Source organism: Micromonospora sp. NPDC049301 (genome assembly GCF_040678715.1).
GTDB lineage: Bacteria > Actinomycetota > Actinomycetes > Mycobacteriales > Micromonosporaceae > Micromonospora.
In genome coordinates this window covers 481,277-499,944 of the sequence record NZ_JBFAQO010000002.1, presented here as the reverse complement: position 1 = coordinate 499,944, position 18,668 = coordinate 481,277, and the positions used below count along the sequence as shown (strand labels likewise).

The 18,668-nt window shown below is 73.7% G+C and carries 17 protein-coding genes; 9 read left to right on the top strand and 8 right to left on the bottom strand.

All coding sequences use genetic code 11. The features are described from left to right. Positions 1-43 precede the first annotated feature (43 nt). Positions 44-1,120 carry a PIN domain-containing protein gene (locus tag AB0K07_RS08480; RefSeq protein WP_363752068.1) on the bottom strand — a complete coding sequence of 359 codons (1,077 nt, stop codon included), beginning with the start codon at positions 1,118-1,120 and terminating at the stop codon, positions 44-46. Between the two features lie 195 nt (positions 1,121-1,315). Between AB0K07_RS08480 and AB0K07_RS08475 the strand changes: the two genes are divergently transcribed. Beyond that, the gene (locus AB0K07_RS08475) at positions 1,316-3,346 is read left to right on the top strand and encodes a glycosyl hydrolase family 28-related protein (protein WP_363752065.1); all 2,031 of its coding nucleotides are present in this window, start codon (positions 1,316-1,318) and stop codon (positions 3,344-3,346) included. Between the two features lie 38 nt (positions 3,347-3,384). Here the strand turns inward: AB0K07_RS08475 and AB0K07_RS08470 are convergent, their stop codons facing one another. The 5 genes from AB0K07_RS08470 to AB0K07_RS08450 form a co-directional block, all read right to left on the bottom strand. Further along, on the bottom strand, positions 3,385-3,726 hold the full coding sequence (locus AB0K07_RS08470; protein WP_363752063.1) for an MmcQ/YjbR family DNA-binding protein: 342 nt from the start codon (positions 3,724-3,726) through the stop codon (positions 3,385-3,387). A 67-nt stretch (positions 3,727-3,793) separates the two neighbouring features. After that, a complete protein-coding gene (locus AB0K07_RS08465) occupies positions 3,794-4,420 on the bottom strand; it encodes a hypothetical protein (protein ID WP_363752060.1) in 627 nt (208 codons plus the stop codon). A gap of 131 nt (positions 4,421-4,551) precedes the next feature. Further along, positions 4,552-5,652, bottom strand: a complete 1,101-nt coding sequence (locus AB0K07_RS08460) for an SRPBCC domain-containing protein (RefSeq protein WP_363752057.1) — start codon at positions 5,650-5,652, stop codon at positions 4,552-4,554. A gap of 61 nt (positions 5,653-5,713) precedes the next feature. After that, a complete protein-coding gene (locus AB0K07_RS08455) occupies positions 5,714-6,763 on the bottom strand; it encodes a nitronate monooxygenase (RefSeq protein WP_363752055.1) in 1,050 nt (349 codons plus the stop codon). 124 nt (positions 6,764-6,887) lie between these two features. Continuing rightward, entirely contained in the window at positions 6,888-8,009 is a 1,122-nt protein-coding gene (locus AB0K07_RS08450) for a hypothetical protein (protein ID WP_363752052.1), read from the bottom strand. 143 nt (positions 8,010-8,152) lie between these two features. Here AB0K07_RS08450 and AB0K07_RS08445 point away from each other — a divergent pair, with 143 nt between their 5' ends. From AB0K07_RS08445 to AB0K07_RS08430, 4 genes are all read left to right on the top strand, one after another. After that, on the top strand, positions 8,153-8,473 hold the full coding sequence (locus AB0K07_RS08445; RefSeq protein WP_363752789.1) for a helix-turn-helix transcriptional regulator: 321 nt from the start codon (positions 8,153-8,155) through the stop codon (positions 8,471-8,473). Between the two features lie 14 nt (positions 8,474-8,487). Then, positions 8,488-9,579, top strand: a complete 1,092-nt coding sequence (locus AB0K07_RS08440) for a hypothetical protein (protein ID WP_363752049.1) — start codon at positions 8,488-8,490, stop codon at positions 9,577-9,579. Between the two features lie 151 nt (positions 9,580-9,730). Beyond that, positions 9,731-12,055: a M64 family metallopeptidase gene (locus tag AB0K07_RS08435; protein ID WP_363752046.1), complete on the top strand. Its 2,325-nt coding sequence runs from the start codon at positions 9,731-9,733 to the stop codon at positions 12,053-12,055. A 34-nt stretch (positions 12,056-12,089) separates the two neighbouring features. After that, positions 12,090-12,362 (top strand): hypothetical protein, encoded by a 273-nt coding sequence (locus tag AB0K07_RS08430; protein WP_363752044.1) that lies wholly within the window; start codon positions 12,090-12,092, stop codon positions 12,360-12,362. Between the two features lie 9 nt (positions 12,363-12,371). Here AB0K07_RS08430 and AB0K07_RS08425 read toward each other — a convergent pair whose 3' ends face one another. Beyond that, positions 12,372-12,917: a hypothetical protein gene (locus AB0K07_RS08425; RefSeq protein ID WP_363752041.1), complete on the bottom strand. Its 546-nt coding sequence runs from the start codon at positions 12,915-12,917 to the stop codon at positions 12,372-12,374. Between the two features lie 424 nt (positions 12,918-13,341). Here AB0K07_RS08425 and AB0K07_RS08420 point away from each other — a divergent pair, with 424 nt between their 5' ends. The 3 genes from AB0K07_RS08420 (at position 13,342) to AB0K07_RS08410 (ending at position 15,763) form a co-directional block, all read left to right on the top strand. Next, positions 13,342-13,749, top strand: a complete 408-nt coding sequence (locus tag AB0K07_RS08420; RefSeq protein ID WP_363752038.1) for a GntR family transcriptional regulator — start codon at positions 13,342-13,344, stop codon at positions 13,747-13,749. A 137-nt stretch (positions 13,750-13,886) separates the two neighbouring features. Next, entirely contained in the window at positions 13,887-14,777 is an 891-nt protein-coding gene (locus tag AB0K07_RS08415) for an ABC transporter ATP-binding protein (protein WP_363752035.1), read from the top strand. Continuing rightward, positions 14,774-15,763: a transporter gene (locus AB0K07_RS08410; RefSeq protein ID WP_363752032.1), complete on the top strand. Its 990-nt coding sequence runs from the start codon at positions 14,774-14,776 to the stop codon at positions 15,761-15,763. Before AB0K07_RS08415 ends, AB0K07_RS08410 begins: the two co-directional genes overlap by 4 nt. Before the next feature lie 46 nt (positions 15,764-15,809). Here the strand turns inward: AB0K07_RS08410 and AB0K07_RS08405 are convergent, their stop codons facing one another. Then, positions 15,810-16,895 carry a crosslink repair DNA glycosylase YcaQ family protein gene (locus AB0K07_RS08405; protein ID WP_363752029.1) on the bottom strand — a complete coding sequence of 362 codons (1,086 nt, stop codon included), beginning with the start codon at positions 16,893-16,895 and terminating at the stop codon, positions 15,810-15,812. Positions 16,896-17,056: 161 nt separating this feature from the next. On the opposite strand from AB0K07_RS08405, the gene AB0K07_RS08400 reads away from it, so the two are divergent. Then, the gene (locus AB0K07_RS08400) at positions 17,057-18,667 is read left to right on the top strand and encodes a hypothetical protein (protein ID WP_363752026.1); all 1,611 of its coding nucleotides are present in this window, start codon (positions 17,057-17,059) and stop codon (positions 18,665-18,667) included. The last annotated feature ends 1 nt before the right edge of the window (position 18,668 follow it).

Here is an 18,668-nt window from a genome sequence, read left to right as displayed (position 1 = left end):
GGCGAGGCGCCGGTGCGCACGCCGGCGCGGGGCCGGCCGGCGCTCACCCCTGCGCGGTGAGCAGGTAGTCGTCGGCTTCGGGGCTCCACCGAAGGTCGACCGCACCGCTGGTGGCGGCGGCCTTGCAGAACTGAAGGAAGCTGCGGTAGCCGAGCTTCTTCTCGCTGAAGTCGGGCCGGGCCCGGCGCAGCTGGTTCTTGAGCCCGGACAGCGCCACCGGGTTGCCCCCGCTGCCGAGGTCTCCCACGACGCCACGGAGCAGACCGAAGGCCACCTCGCGATCGCCGTGTTCCGGCAGCGAGACCTCCGGGTCACCCTTCGCCGGACCCTCCGCCAGCTCGATCACGTTGTGCGCGGCGAGGTGGCGCAGCAGTTCGCCGAAGGTGCGGAACCCGTAGTCGGACTCGCTGAACGTCGGGTCCTTGCGCAGCAGGGTGCGCTTGAGCCGGGAGGCGGTCACCTCGCCGCTGGCGCTGCCCTGCAACCCGGCCACCGTCTGGGCCACCTGCACGGCGAGGGCGTCCACGTCCCGCCCGGGCTCCTCCTCCGGCTCCGGCTCGGGCTCCCGCTCCTGCTCCGGCGGGCGCTGGTCCGGGCCGGGTTGCCGCGTCGGACGGCCGCGCCGGCCGCGGGTCGGCGGGATGTCCACACCCTCCAGGCGGTCGTAGTAGAGGAACTCGTCACACGCCGGCGGGAGCAGCGCCGAGGTCGACCCCTCGACGCCGACGCCGATGACCCGCTTGTTCAGCTCGCGGAGCTTGTGCACCAGCGGGGTGAAGTCACTGTCGCCGCTACAGATCACGAAGGTGGAGATGTAGTCGCGCTCGAAGGCCAGCTCGATCGCGTCCACGGCCATCTTGATGTCGGCCGCGTTCTTGCGGGAGGCGCCCATCCGCTGCGGGATCTCGATCAGCTCGACGTGGGACCGGGTGAGCATGCGGCGGTCCTCGTCGAAGTACGACCAGTCGGCGTACGCCCGGCGCACCACCACCCGCCCCCGCTCGGCCAGCGCGTCGCCGATGGGACGAAAGTCGAAGGCCACGTCGCCACGGTGGTCGCGAGCCCCCAACGCGAGGTTCTCGTAGTCGAGGAACAGGGCGATCCGGTCTTCTTGATCCACGCTGTTCAGCCTACGCCGGTCGGGAGCTGGTCCACGGGAGCTCACCATCGACTCGCGTTGTCGGTTTCTTTCCGTTTACGAGTCGCCGCCTTTCATGTTTCCATCTTGCTCTTGCAACGTGACGTTCGCCACTGGCATCATGACGCTCGATGCCGAGCGCCGGTGAGAGCGCCGCGGACCACAGAGGAGAGTCCCATGTCCCGGAGCGGAATCCCGGCGCGGCGACGCCCCCACCGTCCACTGACCGCGGGCGCGGTCGTGGCCGCGACCGTCCTCGCGCTGCTGAGCGCCGGGCCCGCCGCGGCCGCCGCGCCGCCCGCCGGCGCGCAGCCGGTGGTGACCCGGGCCGCCCTCGACCCGGCGCTGGTCGCGGGTCGCGGCGCCGACGTCGACTTCGTCGAGCAGGAGGCGGAGAACGCCCGCACCAACGGCGAGGTCATCGGCCCGGACCGGTCCGCCTACACCCTGCCCGCGGAGGCCTCCGGGCGCCGGGCGGTCCGGCTCACCCCCGGCGAGTACGTCGAGTTCGTCCTGCCCAGCGCGGCCAACGCGATCACCGTGCGGTACAGCATCCCGGACGCGCCGCGCGGCGGCGGGATCACCGCCCCGCTGGGCGTCGCGGTCAACGGCCGACACCTGCGCAGCATGACGTTGACCTCGCAGTACTCGTGGCTCTACAACCAGTACCCGTTCTCCAACGATCCCCAGGCGGGGCTGCTGCACCCGGACTGGTGGATCACCGAGTGCTCGTGCGTGCCGTCGGCCACCACGCCGTATCCGACCATCAGCACGCCGTTTCGGCCCACCCACTTCTACGACGAGCAGCGGCTCCTACTCGGGCGCACCTACCGGGCCGGTGACCGGGTGCGGCTCACCGCGCCGGCCGGCAGCACCGCCGCCTGGACGGTCATCGACCTGCTCGACTCCGAGCTGGTCGGGCCGCCGCGCGTCCGGCTCCTGGCGGCGAACGTGCTGGCCTTCGGCGCCGACCCCACCGGCCGGCGGGACTCCGCCGGCGCCCTGGACCGGGCCATCGCCTTCGCTCGGCGAGCGCACCTGAAGGTGTACATCCCGCCGGGCACCTACCAGGTCAACCGGCACATCATCGTCGACGACGTGACCATCGAGGGCGCCGGCAGCTGGTACACCGTCATCAAGGGCCGCGAGGTCGCGCTGGCGACGCCGGCACCGGACGGCTCGGTGCACACCGGCGTCGGCTTCTACGGCCGCGACGCCGCCGACGGCGGCAGCCGCAACGTCCACCTCTCCGGCTTCGCCATCGAGGGCGACGTCCGGGAACGCATCGACACCGACCAGGTCAACGCGATCGGCGGGGCGATGAGCGACTCGACCATCGACGGGCTCTACCTGCACCACACCAAGGTCGGGCTCTGGTTCGACGGGCCGATGCGGAACGTGCGCGTCACCAACAACATCGTCGTCGACCAGATCGCGGACGCGCTCAACTTCCACACCGGCGTGACGGACTCGCTCGTCGCGCACAACTTCGTCCGCAACACCGGCGACGACGGCCTGGCGATGTGGTCGGAGACGACGGCCAACGCGCGGAACACGTTCGACCACAACACCGTGCAGTCGCCGACGCTGGCCAACGGCATCGCCATCTACGGCGGCACGGACAACACCGTCTCGCACAACCTCATCGCCGACCCGGTCCGCGAGGGCAGCGGCATCCACGTCGGTTCCCGGTTCGGCGCGGAGCCGTTCACCGGGCGCCTGGGGATCACCAACAACACCACGGCCCGGGCCGGCACGTACGAGCTCAACTGGAACATCGGGTTGGGCGCGATCTGGATCTTCGCTCTGGACCGGAGCATCGACGCGTCCATCGAGGTGGTCGGCGACGCGTACCTGGACAACACCTACAACGCGATCATGCTGGTCAGCGACTGGCCGGTGAAGGACCTCTACTCCATCACCAACGTGCGCTTCCGGGACATCCGGGTCGACGGCACCGGCACCTCGGTGGTCAGCGCCCGGTCGGCCGGGTCGGCCTCGTTCGCCAATGTGGATGCCCGCAACGTGGGTGCGGTGGGCGTCAACAACTGCGGGTCGTTCCACTTCACCCCGGCCGGCTCGGAGTTCACGCTGACCGACCTGGGCGGCAACGACGGCGGCTGGTTGGCCCCGTGGCTGCTGCCGAACACCATCACCTGCGACGACCGGCCGCCGGTGTCGCCGCCACCGCCGCCCGCACAGTGGTGACGCGACGGGGGCCCGGACATCCGGGCCCCCGTCCGCTGTCAGCTGCCCAGCCGCTGCCGGGCCAGGAACTTCGGCACCACCATCCGCCAGGCCTCGGTGACCAGCTCGGTCATGTACCCGTGCTCCAGGCGGGCGGTGTGGCAGCACACCCAGTTGAAGCGCAGGTCCGATTCGCCGGGCAGGAAGAACAGCTCCGGCTCGGCGGCGACCAGCCCGGTCCGCTCCTGTTTCGGGAACCCGAAGCCCATCGTCGTCTCGTCCCGGGAGAAAGCGACGTAGACGATCGACCCGACCCGGAACTTCACCCGGTCCCGGATCAGGTGCTCACTGCTGCGTGGCAGCGTCCGGGCAAGGGCCCGCACGTCGGCGACGGTTACCACGCCCCGACCGTAACGGCTGGCCGGCCCGCCCGTCGACCGGTTGCGGGGAGGCCGGGCCGCGGTGTCGTCAGCGCGCCCGGGCGTACGCCAGCGGCACGGTCGTCGGCTGCCCGTCCCAGTTGCCACTGAGGACCGCCCCGGCGGCACCGGTGGACGTGGTGCCGGGCCGGCGGACGACGACCAGCTCGACGGAGTCGGTGACGATGAGCGTGGCGTCCTCGTCGGCCACCGGTCCCCCGTCGCCGACCGGGGGCGTCCCGGCACCGCTGGCCACGACCGTCATGGTCGGCGCGCGCAGCTCGCGTCGCCCGTCGACCTCGAAGTACTGCTCGGCCTGACCGGTGCCCGCGAGGATCGCGTGGGCCAGCGCCGCCGCGTACACCGGGTCACCGCAGCCGTCGTACACCCAGCGCGGGCCGAGCACCGAGTGCTCGGTGGTGCCGACGAGCCAGTCGTCGGCGCCGTCGAGGGGCGCGGCACGGTAGGTGAGCGGGACCTGGTGGACCGGCCCGTCGGCGGCGCCGACCAGCATCGTCTCGATGCCGACCGCGCCGGCGGGGTCGTCGAAGCGGTAGGCGCCCCGGCTCACCACGTCGGCGCCGGCCGGCCCCCGGTACCAGGGTCGAGCGGGCAGCCAGGTGGCCAGCAGGTCGATCTTCGAGGGGCGCAGGGTCGCCCGGTGCAGCAGTGCCATGGCGCCAGCCTAGGGACGACCACCCGCCGACCGACCCCGGGGCGTGCCGCCCGGCGTCGGCGGCGAGACCCCGTGGAGGCGGCACGACGGTCACCGCCGCGGCGCTGGCACCGCCTGTCGCCGGGCACCTTTCACAGGCCCGCGCACGGGTTGCCGCCCACCGTGCAGCCCTCCGGTTCCCTGGCCTTCGGCCGGCTGTCGCGGACGTCGAAGCGGACCGTCCGCGACCCACCGGCCGGCACGGCCGCTCCGGTGAACGTGATCGCCCGCCCGTCCTGCCGCCAGTCCGCGCCGTCGACGTCGTCGACGCTGCTGCCCTCGGCCAGGGTGACCACCACGACCCAGTCCGCCGCCGGCGCGCCTCCCGGGTTGCCGACCACCACCTCGCCCGTGTAGCCGAACAGTCGGCTGGAGTCCGTGCGGTAGTTGGCGGTCAGCGGCGGTGGGGGTGGCGGAACCGAGGCGGGATTGCTCGACGGCTTGCCGGACGGGGTGCGGCTCGGGCGGGGGCTCGCCGACGCGCCGGTCCGCGAGGGGCGCGCCGAGGGCGTCGCCTTCGGTGTGCCGGTGGACGCGACAGCCGCCCCGGTCGACGACGACGGCGACGGCGACGACGTTGGCGGGGGCGGCGCGGCGGCGCTGTCCGGCTCGCCCGGCAACGCGACCCACGCCGCCAGCCCCGCGACCAGTACGGCCCCGGCCAGCACCGCGACCACTGCGCGGCGACGGCGGCGGGCCCGGGCGGGGCCAGCGCCGAGCGCGCCGATCGTCGGCAGTTCGGTTGTCATTCCGGCTTCGCCACGCCGCAGGTCGACCTGCTGGAAGGCGAGCCAGTCGAGAATGGCCGGTAGGCGCACGGTCAGCGCCTGCCGGAGCTGCTGCTCACGCGGGTCGTGCTGCTCGGCGGACCAGGCGCCGTGCGTCGTGACCTCGCGGACTTCCAGCCGGCTGCCCTGCTTCGTGGCGGTGACGGCACAGGTCACCTCGGTGAGCCGGCCGGCCTCGTCGCAGCGCATCGCGAGCAGCTCCGGCACCTGCCGCTCGGTCACCTCGACCTCGACGTCGGCGTCGAAGCCGGGCAACCCGGCCGTGTGCAGCACCAGACGGTCCGGGACTCCCGCCACCGTTTCGGCCTCGGCGAACCACCGGCCGAGCAGCTCCCGATCCGTCAAAGCGAGCCACACCCGGTCCGGTGGGTGGGACAGGTCGACCTGCGCGCCGATCTCGATCACGGCGAGACTCTACGGCTTTCGCCCCGCCCCGTCCCGCCCGCCCGGCTCGCCGGCGATCCGGTCACGCCCAGCGGGTCGCCCGCTCGGCCGCCGCCGCCAACGCCGTCCGGGCCTCGGCGCTCACCTCGGCGACCAGCTCGGCCGCCGGCAGGTCCCGGGCCAGCGGGTGCGCCTGCCCGGCCCACAGGTTGGGTACCGAGGCGTCCCCGTCGCGCCGGGCGGCGGCGAGCAGCGGGCGGGTCAGGTGCAGCACCTGCGGGTAGCCGGCCGGTGCCGCCGGGTCGTGCCGGCGCAGAAAGTCGTTGACCACGCCGCGAGCCCGCTTGCCGGTGTACGCCCGAGTCAGGGCCGTCGGCGCGGAACTGGCCACCGCCGCGCGGTGCATCGGCGAACTGCCCGCCTCCGGGCAGCGCAGGAACGCCGTGCCGAGCTGCGCGGCGGCGGCGCCGGCGGCCAGCGCGGCGGCCACCCCGGGGCCGTCGACGATGCCTCCGGCCGCCACCAGCGGGCGGTCACAGCCGGCGGCGACCAGCCGGAGCAGCGGCAGCAGCCCGTAGTCGTCGTCGTCCGGCAGGCCACCGCGATGCCCACCCGCCTCGGTGCCCTGCACCACCACGGCGTGCACGCCGAGGTCGGCGGCGGCCGTCGCGGCGGCCGGCCGGGTGACCGTGGCCCACACCTCGGTGCCCCGCTCGCGCAGCGCGGTCACCGCGGCCCGGTCGGGCAGCCCGAAGACGAAGGACACCACCGGGACCGGGTCGGCGAGCAGCATGGCGAGCTTGTCCGGGTACCCGTCGTCGCCGCCCACCGGGTCGCCCAGGGTCACGCCGCGCTGGTCGGCCTGCGGTGCGAGCCGGTCGGCGTACGCCCGGATGGCGGCCTCGTCGACGGCGCCGGAACCGGGCAGGAAGACGTTGACACCGAACGGCCGGTCGGTGCGGGCGCGGACCTCGGCGATGTCGGCGGCCAGCCGGTCGGTGTCGGTCATCCCGGCGGCCAGGAACCCCAGCCCGCCGGCCGAGGAGACGGCCGACACGAGCGCCGGCGTGGACGGACCGCCGGCCATCGGGGCGGCGACGATCGGGTGGCGCAACGCGGACAGCACGGACATCCATCCATCCTGTCGCACCGACCCGCCCGGCGACCGGCCGGTCGGTGGGTCCGTCAGCGCGGGGCGGGCCGGTTGCGGCGGATGAGGCCCCGGCGCCGGCCGGCGGTGGTCGACGGCGCGGCCGTCACCGTCGGGTCAGGTGCCGCCACCGCAGCACGCCGGCCAGCCCGAGCAGCGCCAGCAGCGTCCCGGCGCCGGCCACCAGCGGCCAGGTCCGATCGCCCTCGGTGCTCACCCGCTCCGCCGCCGGACGGGCCGCGCTGGGTGTCAGCGGGTCGACGGTGGCGGACTCCGTCGGGCGTGGAGTGGCGGCCGTCGCCGCCGCGACGGGGTACCGCAGGATCGCCGGCCGGGTGCCCGGCGGCTGGTCGGCCGACTCGGAGACGGTGAACAGCGACCGACCGTCCCGGCCGTAGGTGATCGACTCGCCCTGGGGTTCGTCCGGCAGCGGGACGACCCGCGGGGTGCCCGTGGTCAGCGCGGCGACCAGGTCGGCGTCGGGCACGTCGTACTCGAAGGCGTCGGCGTAGCTGCGCAGCACCACCCGGCGCCCGTCCGGTGCGCTCGCCGCGCCGGTGATCACGCCCCGACCGAGGAACGAGTACGGGTTGCTGGTCGTGCTGGCCGGCAGGACCACCTGACCGAGCGCGGCCAGCGGCGTCGTCACCGCGGGCCGCAGCGCGGTGGTCGGTGCGTACAGGAAGACGGTGCCGCTGCCCCCCTTGGTCACGATCAGCGGCCGGCCGTTCGCGTCGAGCAGCAGCGCCTCCGCGTCGTGCGGGCGGTCCGGGTACGCCATCCGGTGCAGCACCGGCTGGTCCGCGTCGGGCGCGAGCCGCCACAGCGCGATCGTCTCGCGCGTGCGGTCGTTGTCGCCGATGTCGGCGACCCAGATCGTGCCGTCCGGGCCGACGGCCAGGTCCTCCGTGTCGCGGGGCCGGGAGGGGTAGGCGACCGTCCGCACCACCTCGCAGCGCCGGTCCAGGAAGAAGATCCGGCGGCGGGACTCGTCGTCGGCGCCGTCGTTGACCACCACGTACCCGTCGTCCGTGGCGACCATCCCGGAGATCTCCCTGAGCCGGTCGTCGCGCACCTGGCAGACCGGCGTGCCGGCCCCGGGCGCGCCGGCCAGCGCCGTGCCCGGTGCCAGCACCGGGGACAGCGGGACCGCGCCGACGAGCAGGGCGACCAGCACCGCTCCCGCGCGGGCGTGCCGCCCCCGGGTCACCCGAGCCCGCACCCGCATCGCCCGCCCTCCTCGCCCGGCCGTGGCCGGCCACCTCGCCCATCCTGGCCGATCCCGACCACCCGGTGGTGGCCATCGCGGGGACGACGCTGACATCCTTGCTCATATATCGATGATCTATCTATAGTGCCGGCATGGCAGGGATGCGCGAGCCCACGTTCCTCATCCTCACCGCGCTCGCCAGCGGTCCACGGCACGGCTACGGCATCGTCCGTGAGGTCACGGAGCTGTCGGCCGGGCGGGTCACCCTGCTGGCCGGCACCCTCTACACCGCGCTGGACCGGCTGGCCGCCGAAGGACTGATCACACACGACCACGATGAGACCGTCGACGGGCGGCTGCGCCGCTACTACCGGCTCACCGACCGCGGCATCGCCGCGCTCGACGCGGAGACCGCCCGGCTCCGCCAGCTCACCACCGCCGCCGAGGCGCGACTGCGTCACCTGCGGTCGCGCCCCGCCTGACCCGAAGGATGGCCATGCCGACGACAGACCCGTTGGCCCGCCGGTACCGGCGGCTGCTGCGCTGGTATCCGCGTGACTGGCGGCGAGCCCGTGCGGCGGAGGTGATGGCGCTTCTGCTGGACACGGCGCCGCCCGGCCGCACCCGGCCCACCGCCCGGGAGACCGTCGACCTGGTCCGGGGTGGGCTGCGTTGCCGGCTCGGCCGCCCGGCCAGCTTCAGCGTCGTCGCCTGGGCCGCGCTGGCCACCGTCATCTGCGGCCTCTTCACCGGCGCGCTGGCCAGCCGGGCGGCCTGGGAGACCTCTCGACCGCAGCCCGACCGCGCCGAGGCCGGCGCCATCCTGACCGAGGTCTTCCCGGGGCACGACCTGGGCGACATCGACGTCCCACCCGCGCTCTTCGTCGTCTACGGGCACGCGCTGACCCTGCGCACCGTCAAGACGGTGCTGATCGGCGACGGCGGCGAGTACCAGGAGAGCGCCACCGGCGCCACCGCCTTCGGCGCGCCACCGGTGCCCGCCGAGCAGATCATCGCGGTGGCCCGGCAACGCCTGACCGACGCCGGCTGGCGGTTGTACGACCCGCAGGTGTCCGCTTACACCGGTTGCACCGACAAGCTGTGCGCCACACCGCTGCCGATCACCGACACCACCCTGACCGCCCGGCGCGGCGACACCATCCTGAACGCCTCGATCTCCACGCAGACCGCCGCCGACGCCTCGTACCTGGCGGTCGAACTGCACCGCGCGCCGCCGCCCGCGGTGGTCCCCGCCGGGGTGCTCGGCGCGCTGCTGGGCGCGGTGGCCGGTTTCCTGCTCTTCGGCTGGGCCAGCCGACGCACCGAGGGCCGCCGGGTCAGCGGCGCGGCGACCTTCCTCTTCGGCGTGACGATGGTGCTGTGGTGGCTGCCGGTGCTCCTCACCGCGCCGTCGCTGGTGGGGCACCACCTGGACGAGCCGCACCCGGCGTGGCACCCGCTGTGGGAGTGGCTGGGCCAGCCGACGGCCTCGCTGCTCTTCCTGGTCGGCGCGGTGTGCGCGCTGCTGGCACTGGGGTTGGCCGCCGAACCCCGCCGCGACCGGTCCCCGGTGGCGCTGGTCGACTGACCCGTCGAGGTCCACTGAGGACAGGGCGGCTGGCGGAGGGTTTTGCGCCGGCCCGCACCCCGGTACGGTCCGAGATGACCACGGTCACGGCAGGCGCGGGCGACGGCGTCGCCACCGGTCGGGCCGCCCGGCACACGGAGGGGAGCCAGGGGTGCGGATCAGAGCGGGACTGTGGGTCGCGGCGATGCTCGCGGCGGGGCTGGTGGCCCCCACACCGGCCGCCGCCGCGCCGGTGGACAACGCCACCGTGGTGCCGATCCAGGTCACCGGAGACCCGGCGAAACGGTTCAACCTGGTGCTGCTCGGCGACGGCTACACCGCGGCCGACCTGCCCACCTTCCGGTCACACGTGGACCGGCACCTCAACACGCTGTGGACGATCGAGCCGTTCAAGTCCTACCGCAGCTACTTCAACGTCTACGCCGTCGAGATCACGTCCGCGGAGTCCGGCGTGGACTGCGATCCGAGCCTGTCCGCGCCGCAGCGGGACACCGCACTGGACATGGGCTTCTGGGGTGGCTGCAACCCGGCCAGCGTGCAGCGGCTGTTGACGGTCGACGGCGCGGCGGCGAACGCGTACGCCGACCTGGCCGTCGGGACAAACCCGGGCAACCGGCAGCTGATCGCCCTGGCCAACAGTGGCACCTACGGCGGCGCTGGCGGCCGCAACGCCACCGCCTCCGGGGGCAACGCGCTCTCCGCGCTGATCAGCCCGCACGAGCTGGGGCACTCGCTCGGCGGCTTGCAGGACGAGTACGACTACTACGGCCGTGGGGTGCCGGGCGACACGTACACCGGGCCGGAGCCCGACTCGGTGCACCACACGGTGCTGACCGAGCAGCAGATGCGCGACACCCGGGCCAAATGGTGGCGCTGGCTGGGCGAGCCGAGCGAGTCCGGCGGCGAGATCGGCCGGTACGAGGGCGGGCTGTACCTCCAGCGCGGGGTGTGGCGGCCGAGCCGGCACTCGATGATGAAGTCGCTCGGCTTCTACTTCGACCAGGTCGCCCGGGAACAGATGACCGAGCGGATCGCCGACCGGGTCGGCATCGTGCAGGGCGGCACGGCCACCGATCAGCTGGTCGGCGCCGACCGGGTGCTCTGGGTGGACACCCTGCACCCGGTGAGCCACGCGCTGGCCGTCACCTGGTCGGTGGACGGCAGGTCGGTGCCGCGTACCGGCAACGCCCGCCACCTGGACCTGCGGGCGCTGCGGCTCGCGCCCGGCCGGCACACGGTCACCGCCACGGTGACCGACCCGACCCCGTTCGTCCGCGACCCGGCGGTACGCAGCTCGCCCGCGCTGACCCAGACCCGCGCCTGGACCGTGGACACCGCGCTGCGCACCCCACCGGTGGCCCCGCCGCTGGAGATCACCGGCTCCACGGCGATCGACCGGCCGGTCGGGGCTCACGACGTGGTGTACGTGCAGACCAGCCAGCCCACCGACCGGGTGCCCGGCGTGCGCTGGTCGCTCGACGGCCGGCCGGTGGCCGACACCGGCAACGACCGGGACCTCGATCTGGGCAGCCTGCGCCTGTCCCGGGGCACCCACCGGCTGACCGCCCGGGTCGACGACCGGGTGACCCGGGAGACGGTGACCCGCAGCTGGACGGTCGACGCGACCCGCCCCGACGTCGGGTACGCCCTCTCCGAGCCGGTGCTCACCCTCACCCGGCCCGGCCGGCCCACCGAGTACGTGTACAACGGCCCGTTCACCATGGGGCTGACCGGCACCGACGACGGCGCCGGCCAGGTCACCTCGGAGTTCCGGCTCGACGGCGACGGCTGGCACAACTACTACGGCTGGCCCACCGACGCCCGGGCGCCCTTCCTGTTCACCGCCACCGGCACCGACGTGGACGGCCTGGTCTATGGCAACCTCGGTTCGGGCGGCCTGTCGGTGTCCCCGTTCGCCGAGCGTTCGCCCGGCTACGGCCGGCACACCATCGAGTACCGGGGCATCGACGCGGTGGGCAACATCGGCGCGGCCCGCGCGTTCGTGGCCACGCTGATCCCGGCGCCGCCGGCCTGCACCAGCGTGGTCTCCGACCGGCACGCCGGCCCGCTGGTGGTCAGCACCGGTGTCACCTGCCTGCGCGCGGCGACGGTGTCCGGCGGGGTGACCGTCCGACCCGGTGCCAGCCTGGTCGCCGAGCGGTCCTCGATCGCCGGGAGCCTGGTGTCGACCGGTGCCACCACCGTCGAGTTGTTGAACACCGACGTACGCGGCGCGGTGACCCTGACCGGCACCACCGACCACGTCACGGTGGTGGGGGCGCGGGTGACCGGTCCGCTGGTGCTGGCCGGCACCGCGACGGCGCCGATCCTCGCCGGCGGTCAGGTGGGGTCGCTGGTCTGCTCGGGCCGCGGCCCGGCTCCGGTCGACCTCGGCGCCGCCACCACGGTCCGCGGAGCGACCTCCGGCCGGTGCTCGGATGGTGGCACCAGGCGTGAGCGCGACGGTGACGGGTAGGCGGCATGTCGACACCCGCCGGCAGGAGGCCGCGATGAGCACGTATCGGGACGAGCAGAATGATGTGACTCCTCCGCCGGAGGCGGACGCCCTCGAGCAACGGCAGGACGCGATCGACCCGGGGCCGCCGGACCGGATGTCGGGTGACGTGGACCCGGAGGCGTCCGAGGCCGACCTGGCGGAGCAGGGTGCCCTACCGGCGGGCACGCTGGAGGATGCGACGTCGCTTCCGGCCGATGCCAACCCGGCGGACGCCCTCGAACAGCGTCAGGGGATCCCCACCCGCGACGAGGGCCGCCGGACCTGACCGGGTGTTTCAGTCGAGTCGCCGCAGCCTGCGGTTCCACCAGCCCGGGCGCTGGCGGGCGATCGCGCGCAGCCGCCAGTGCTCGGCGTGCTGTGTGACGATGAGCAGCGGCACCAGGCCGAGCGTCAGCAGCGGCAGGTAGCGCGGCGCCGAACGGTTCTCCCGCAGCAGCGCGCCCAGGGCCGCCGCGCCCGCGGTGTACAGGATGGGGTTGTAGTACCGCATCAGCTCCGGCCCCAGCCCTTCGCACTCGCGCAGCCAGGGCAGGCCCAGCCGGGTGCGCTGGCGCGGCCAGCCCCGCAGGTGGGCGGTCACTGCGGCCAGCCCCACGCCGTTGCAGACGGCGAAGACCCGGTCGCTGGACGCGGGGCGGGTGCCGGCCGTCCGCCACAGCGCCCCGGAGCCCAGGGCCCACAGCCCGGCGGCGGGCACCGGGCCGAGGACGGAGGCCGCCGGCATGCCGACGCCGGCGCCCAGCTCGAAGAAGACGTGCGCCGCGAGGCCCGCCGTGGCGAGCCTGGTCAGCGGCCTGCCGGCCGCCCGATCCGGTCGCACCCGGCTTCCGCCCGCCCACCCGATCCGGTACGACCCCACGGCAGGACCCTTCCGCAGTACGGCACGGCACCTCGGCTCGTCGCCGGTCACGCCCTGGGGACCAGCCCGAACGCGGTACCCGCTCCGCCTCGGCCTACACGCCCCGCCCGGCTCCCGCCCGGCCCGGCTCAGCCGGCGATCTGCAACGGCGTCGCCGTCGTCACCGCGAGTTCGTTGGTGACCATCGAACACCTCCCGTCCACACGGATCGCGTGCTCTCGCCCTTCCCGGCCGGGTGACCCGTCGGTGCCAGATCCTGGCCCGCCGGTGCCAACACCCCGACCCGTTCGGGTGACGTGCCGCGTCGCCCTTGACAGCGGTGCGGCTCCCGATGAAGCTGTCTATTAGTCCTACTGTCGTAGGACAACAGAAAGGATCATCTCGAGTGATCGAGTTCGTGTTGGACAGCCGGTCGAAGGTGAACACCTACATGCAGCTCGTGCAGCAGGTGAAACAGGCGCTGCGGGTCGGTCTGCTGGTGCCGGGCGACCAGTTGCCAAAGGTCCGGGACGTCGCCCAGTCGCTGGCGATCAACCCGAACACGGTGCTGAAGGCGTACCGCGAGCTGGAGATCGAGGGTCTGGTCGGTGGCCGGCCGGGGGTGGGCACGTTCGTCCAGCGCACCCTGGCCGGCGCGTCCCTGCCCAACCAGGCCGAGCTGCGCGAAGACCTGGTCGCGTGGCTGCACCGGGCGCACGCCGCCGGCCTCACGGCCGAGGACGTCGTCGCCCTGGTGGAGACCACGCTGCGGGCCACCCTCGCCGACGACACCCCGCAGAAGGAGCTCGCGTGAGCGAGCGCAAGCGAGCGAACCATCAGGCACAGCAGCAGGCGCTCGCGCCGCCGCGAAGCGGTGGCGTGAGCGAGCGCACGCGAGCGAACTATCAGGCACAGCAGCGAGCACAAGCGAGCGGGACGAGAGGACAGAGGATGGACATGGTCTTGGAGGCCGACCGGCTGGGCAAGCGGTACGGCAGCACCTGGGCATTGCGGGACTGCTCGCTGCACCTGCCGGCCGGCCGGATCGCCGCGCTGGTCGGGCCGAACGGCGCCGGCAAGAGCACGCTGCTGCACCTGTCCGTGGGGCTGCTCAAGCCCGACGCGGGCGCGGTGCGGGTGTTCGGCAGGTCGCCGTACGGCGACACGGAGGGCCTGGCCGACATCGGGTTCGTCGCTCAGGACACCCCGCTGTACCGGGACTTCACCGCCGCGGAGCTGGTCATCGCCGGCGGCAAGCTGAACCGGCGGTGGGACGCGTCGTTGGCCCGTACGCGGCTGGCCCAACTCGGCATACCGCCGGACCGGCCGGTCGGGAAACTCTCCGGTGGGCAACGTGCCCAGGTGGCGCTCGCCCTGGCGCTGGCCAAACAGCCCCGGCTGCTGCTGCTCGACGAGCCGGTCGCCAGCCTCGACCCCCTCGCCCGGCGCGAGTTCCTCCAGTCGCTGATGGGCAGCGTCGCGGATTCGGGCACCACCGTCCTGCTCTCCTCGCACCTGCTGACCGACCTGGAACGGGTCTGCGACTACCTGATCGTCCTCAACGCCGCCCAGGTGCAGCTCGCCGGCGCGGTCGACGACCTGGTGGCCGGGCACCGGCAGCTGATCGGCCCACGGCACGACGGCGGCCCGATCGGGGGCGTCGCCGTCGTCGTCCGAGCCAGCCACACCGACCGGCAGTCCACGCTGCTGGTGCGCACCGACGGCCCGGTCACCGATCCCGCCTGGACGGTGCGCGAGGTCGGCCTGGAGGACGTCGTCCTGGCCTACCTGGCCGAGGGCACCGCACAGACCAAGCACAGCGAATGGGGGGTCCCGGCATGATCTGGCTGACCTGGCGGCAACACCGCAAGCAGGCGTTCTTCACCCTGCTGGGGTTCGCGGCGCTGGCCGCCCTGATGGTGCCGATCGGCCTGTCGATGCGGAGCAGCTTCGCCGACCTCGGGCTGGCGGAGTGCGTACGCCAACTGAACGACCCGAACCTGGCCGCCGCGACCCGGGAGGGCTGCGACGCGGCCTTCCACCGCTTCAGCAACCGCTACGGCAGCCTCAACCTGCTGGCCGTGCTGCTGATCACCCTGCCGATCCTGGTCGGCCTGTTCTGGGGCGCACCGCTGGTCGCCCGCGAGGTGGAGCACGGCACGCACCGCTTCGTCTGGACCCAGGGCGTGGGCAGGACCCGCTGGGCGCTGGTGAAGTTCGGGCTGGTCGGCGCGGCCGTGGTGGTCCTCGCGGTCGGCTACGGGCTGGGCATCTCGTGGTGGGTCGACCCGCTGACCCAGGCCGCCCAGGAGGGCCGGCTCGGCGTGATCGTCTTCGACCTGCAGGGGGTCGTCCCGATCGGGTACACCCTCTTCGCGGTGGCCCTCGGCGTCTTCGCCGGGACGGTGTGGAAGCGGATGCTGCCCGCCATGGGCATCACCCTGGCCGGGTTCATCGGCGTACGGGCGGCGGTGGAGATCCTGGCCCGCCCGCACTACCAGCCCGCCCGCACCCAGACCTTCCCGATCGAAAGGGACGGGCCTCCGGAGATCAGCCGGGGTGACTGGATCCTCACCCAGGGCGTCCGCAACCCCGACGGGACGATGATCGCCGAGGACACCCGGATCCAGTGTCCGCCGGGCGGAAAGGGACCGGACGGTCGGATCTGTGGGTCCGAGTTGGGCCTCGAGCCGGGCGCGTACAACTGGCAGCTCTACCAGCCGGCGGACCGGTTCTGGCTGTTCCAGGGCATCGAGACCGGCATCTTCGTCGCCCTGGCCCTACTCCTGCTGTATCTCGCCGTCCGCCGGGTCCGCCGGATCGCCTAGCTCGGGACGGGTGGTCGTCGGGGCCACGGGGCCTGGCGATCACCCGTCAGCGCAGGCCCTCGGCGGTCAGTTTCAGCCAGGCCGCGAGGTCGCGCAGCTCGTCGTGCAGGGCCCGGGTCAGCTCCGGGGTGAAGGGCACGTCCTCGTGGATGGCGTGCACGGTGAAGGCACCGCGCCGGCGGTCCGCGGTGGCGTCGACCTTCCCGACCAGCCGGTCGCCGTGCAGGATCGGCAACGCGAAGTAGCCCCACCGTCGGCTGGCCTTCGGCTTGTACATCTCCAGCACGTACTCGTACTCGAACAGCTCGGCGAGGCGGACCCGGTCGTGCACCAGCCGGTCGAAGGGCGACAACACCGCCGTACGCCCGGTGAAGGGCTGCCCGAGCGCGGCCGGGTCCACCCGCCAGACCCCCGGGACGCCCTCGACGACCGCCCGCTCACCGGCCTCGCCGACGTCCGCCGGCTCGCCGGGGACGACCACCGCCCGCTCCCGGGCGATGCCCAGCGCCCGCAGCCGCCGCTCGTTGCGGAGCCGCAGCGCCCGCTCCAGCGGGACGACGGGCGTGCCGGGCGGGTAGACCCGCTGCGCCACGTCCCACAGTCGCTGCCGGCCCTGGCGGCCGGCGATCGCCACCTCGCCGCGCAGGACCAGGAACTCCAGCATCTGTGTGACGTTGCGGTTGTTGGTCCACCCCGACGACGGCCACGGCACGACGCACGTGTCCGGGATGTCGCGGGAGAGCAGCGGCCCGGAGCGGCCGAGCAGGTCGAGCACGTCGCGGCGGAACGAGTCGTTGGCGCGCAGCCACTCGCGCTGCCGCTCGTGACTCGGCCTTGCCGCCATGGCGGCAAGGTAGAGCCCCAGATCGTCCATCGGCCGCACCATCGCCTGGTGCTCGAAGAGCGACCGGTCCCGTTCCAGCGCCCGCTGCAACTCGGCCGGCCGGTACGACGGGCCGAGCCGGCTCCAGGCGACCAGGTCAGCGCTCGGCGCGACGGCGGCCGTCGGGTCGATCTGCAGCAGCGTCAGCTGACGCACCACGGTCAGCAGGTCGGTCGGCCGCGGGGCGGCGAGCAGTTGGGCCCGGACGGCGATCCGCCGCGCCTGCGCCCGGCCCAGCTGATGCACCACGACGTCGAGCCTAACGGCGACCCCCGACAGCGGGGGAACCCATGGAGTCGGATTCCAGCCCGTCGCCAACGCGACTGAACGTGCCCATCCGATCACCACGAGTGCTCCGATGTGGACCGCAGGGCCCGCGTCGGTCGGGCCGCAGGGATGGGAGCGTACGAGTGAAGTCCACAATCCTCCGCCGGGTCGCCGCGTCGACCGTGGCGCTCGCCTGCGCCGTCCTGGGCGCGGTGGCGCTACCGGCCGCGCCGGCGACCGCCAGCCCGATTCGCAACGCGACCGCCTGGTCGGTGCTGCTGTGCAAGTTCAGCGACAAGCCGGCCGAGCCGCGACCGCCGTCGCACTTCGCCAACTTCCTCACCGCGGCCGGTGTCGGCACGGGCGGTGTGGCGGACTACCTCGCCGACCAGTCCGGCGGTCGGGTGTCGCTGGCCGGCTCGGTGGTCCGGGGCTGGTACACGATGCCGTACACGCTGGCGCAGTTCCAGTCGATCGACCGGTGGACCCGCATCCAGCGCTGCGTGGACACCGCCGCGGCCGCCGGCTACGGGGTGCCCGCCGGCAACCGGATCGCGGTCATGCTCAACGACTGGGTGGATTCCGGCGCGGCCGGCGGCCGGGTGCTGCTCGACCCCGGCGCCTGGAACGTCGGCTTCGCCGCGCACGAGATGCTGCACGGCTACAACCTGGGCCACTCGTTCTCCAACGACACCACCTACCAGAACGCGCCATGGTCCCAGCCCGGCGAGTACGACGACCCGTGGGACGAGATGAGCGCGATGCACATCTACGCCTTCGCCACCGCGAACTACGGCACCAGCGCGGTCGGGCTCAACGGGCCGCACCGTGACGAGCTGGGCTGGCTGCCCAAGAACCGGGTGTTCACCATGGCCGCCGACGGGGTCGGCTCGCGCACCCTCACCCTGGCGCCGCTGGAGGTGCCCGCGGCGAGCGGCCCGCAGCTGGTCCGGATCCCGTTCGACCCGGCCGACCTGTTCCACTACTACACCGTCGAGTTCCGCCGGAAGACCGGCTGGAGCGCCGGCATCCCGGGTGACACGGTGCTGCTGCACGAGGTCCGCAACGGCACCCCCACCCTGCTGCGCACCGGGCCCGGCGGCGGGCCGGCCCAGTCGCTCAACGCCAACGGCGTGCAGATCGGCGTGAACTGGGTGTCCGGCAACGCCGCGTCGGTGACGGTGACCACCGACGTGGTCAACCGCTGCCTCCAGGGGTACGTCTGGCGGGAGGCCCGCCCCGGTGACCTGGTCTGCGTCACCGGCGCCACCCGCAGCCAGGTGTGGGCGGACAACGCCGCCGCGCCGAGCCGCTGGGTGAACGGCCCGTACGGCCCGCACACCTGCGTCAGCGGCTACGTGTGGCGCGAGGCGTACGCCGGCGACGACGTCTGCGTCACCGGCGCCCAGCGCACCCAGGCCGCCGCGGACAACGCCGCCGCCGCGTCGCGGCGCAACCCCGCCCGGCTGGTGTCCGGCCCGAACACCTGCGTCAGCGGGTACGTCTGGCGCGACGCGGACCAGTCCGACTACGTCTGCGTGACCGGCGCGACCCGTTCACAGGTGCTCGCCGACAACGCGGTCGCCGCGAGCCGCTGGGTCAGCGGCCCGTACGGCCCGCACACCTGCGTCGCCGGCTACGTGTGGCGCGAGGCGTTCCTCGGCGACGACGTCTGCGTCACCGGCGCCCAGCGCACCCAGGCGGCGGCCGACAACGCGGCCGGCCCTGGGCGCGTGCTGCGCCCCGCCGGCTGAC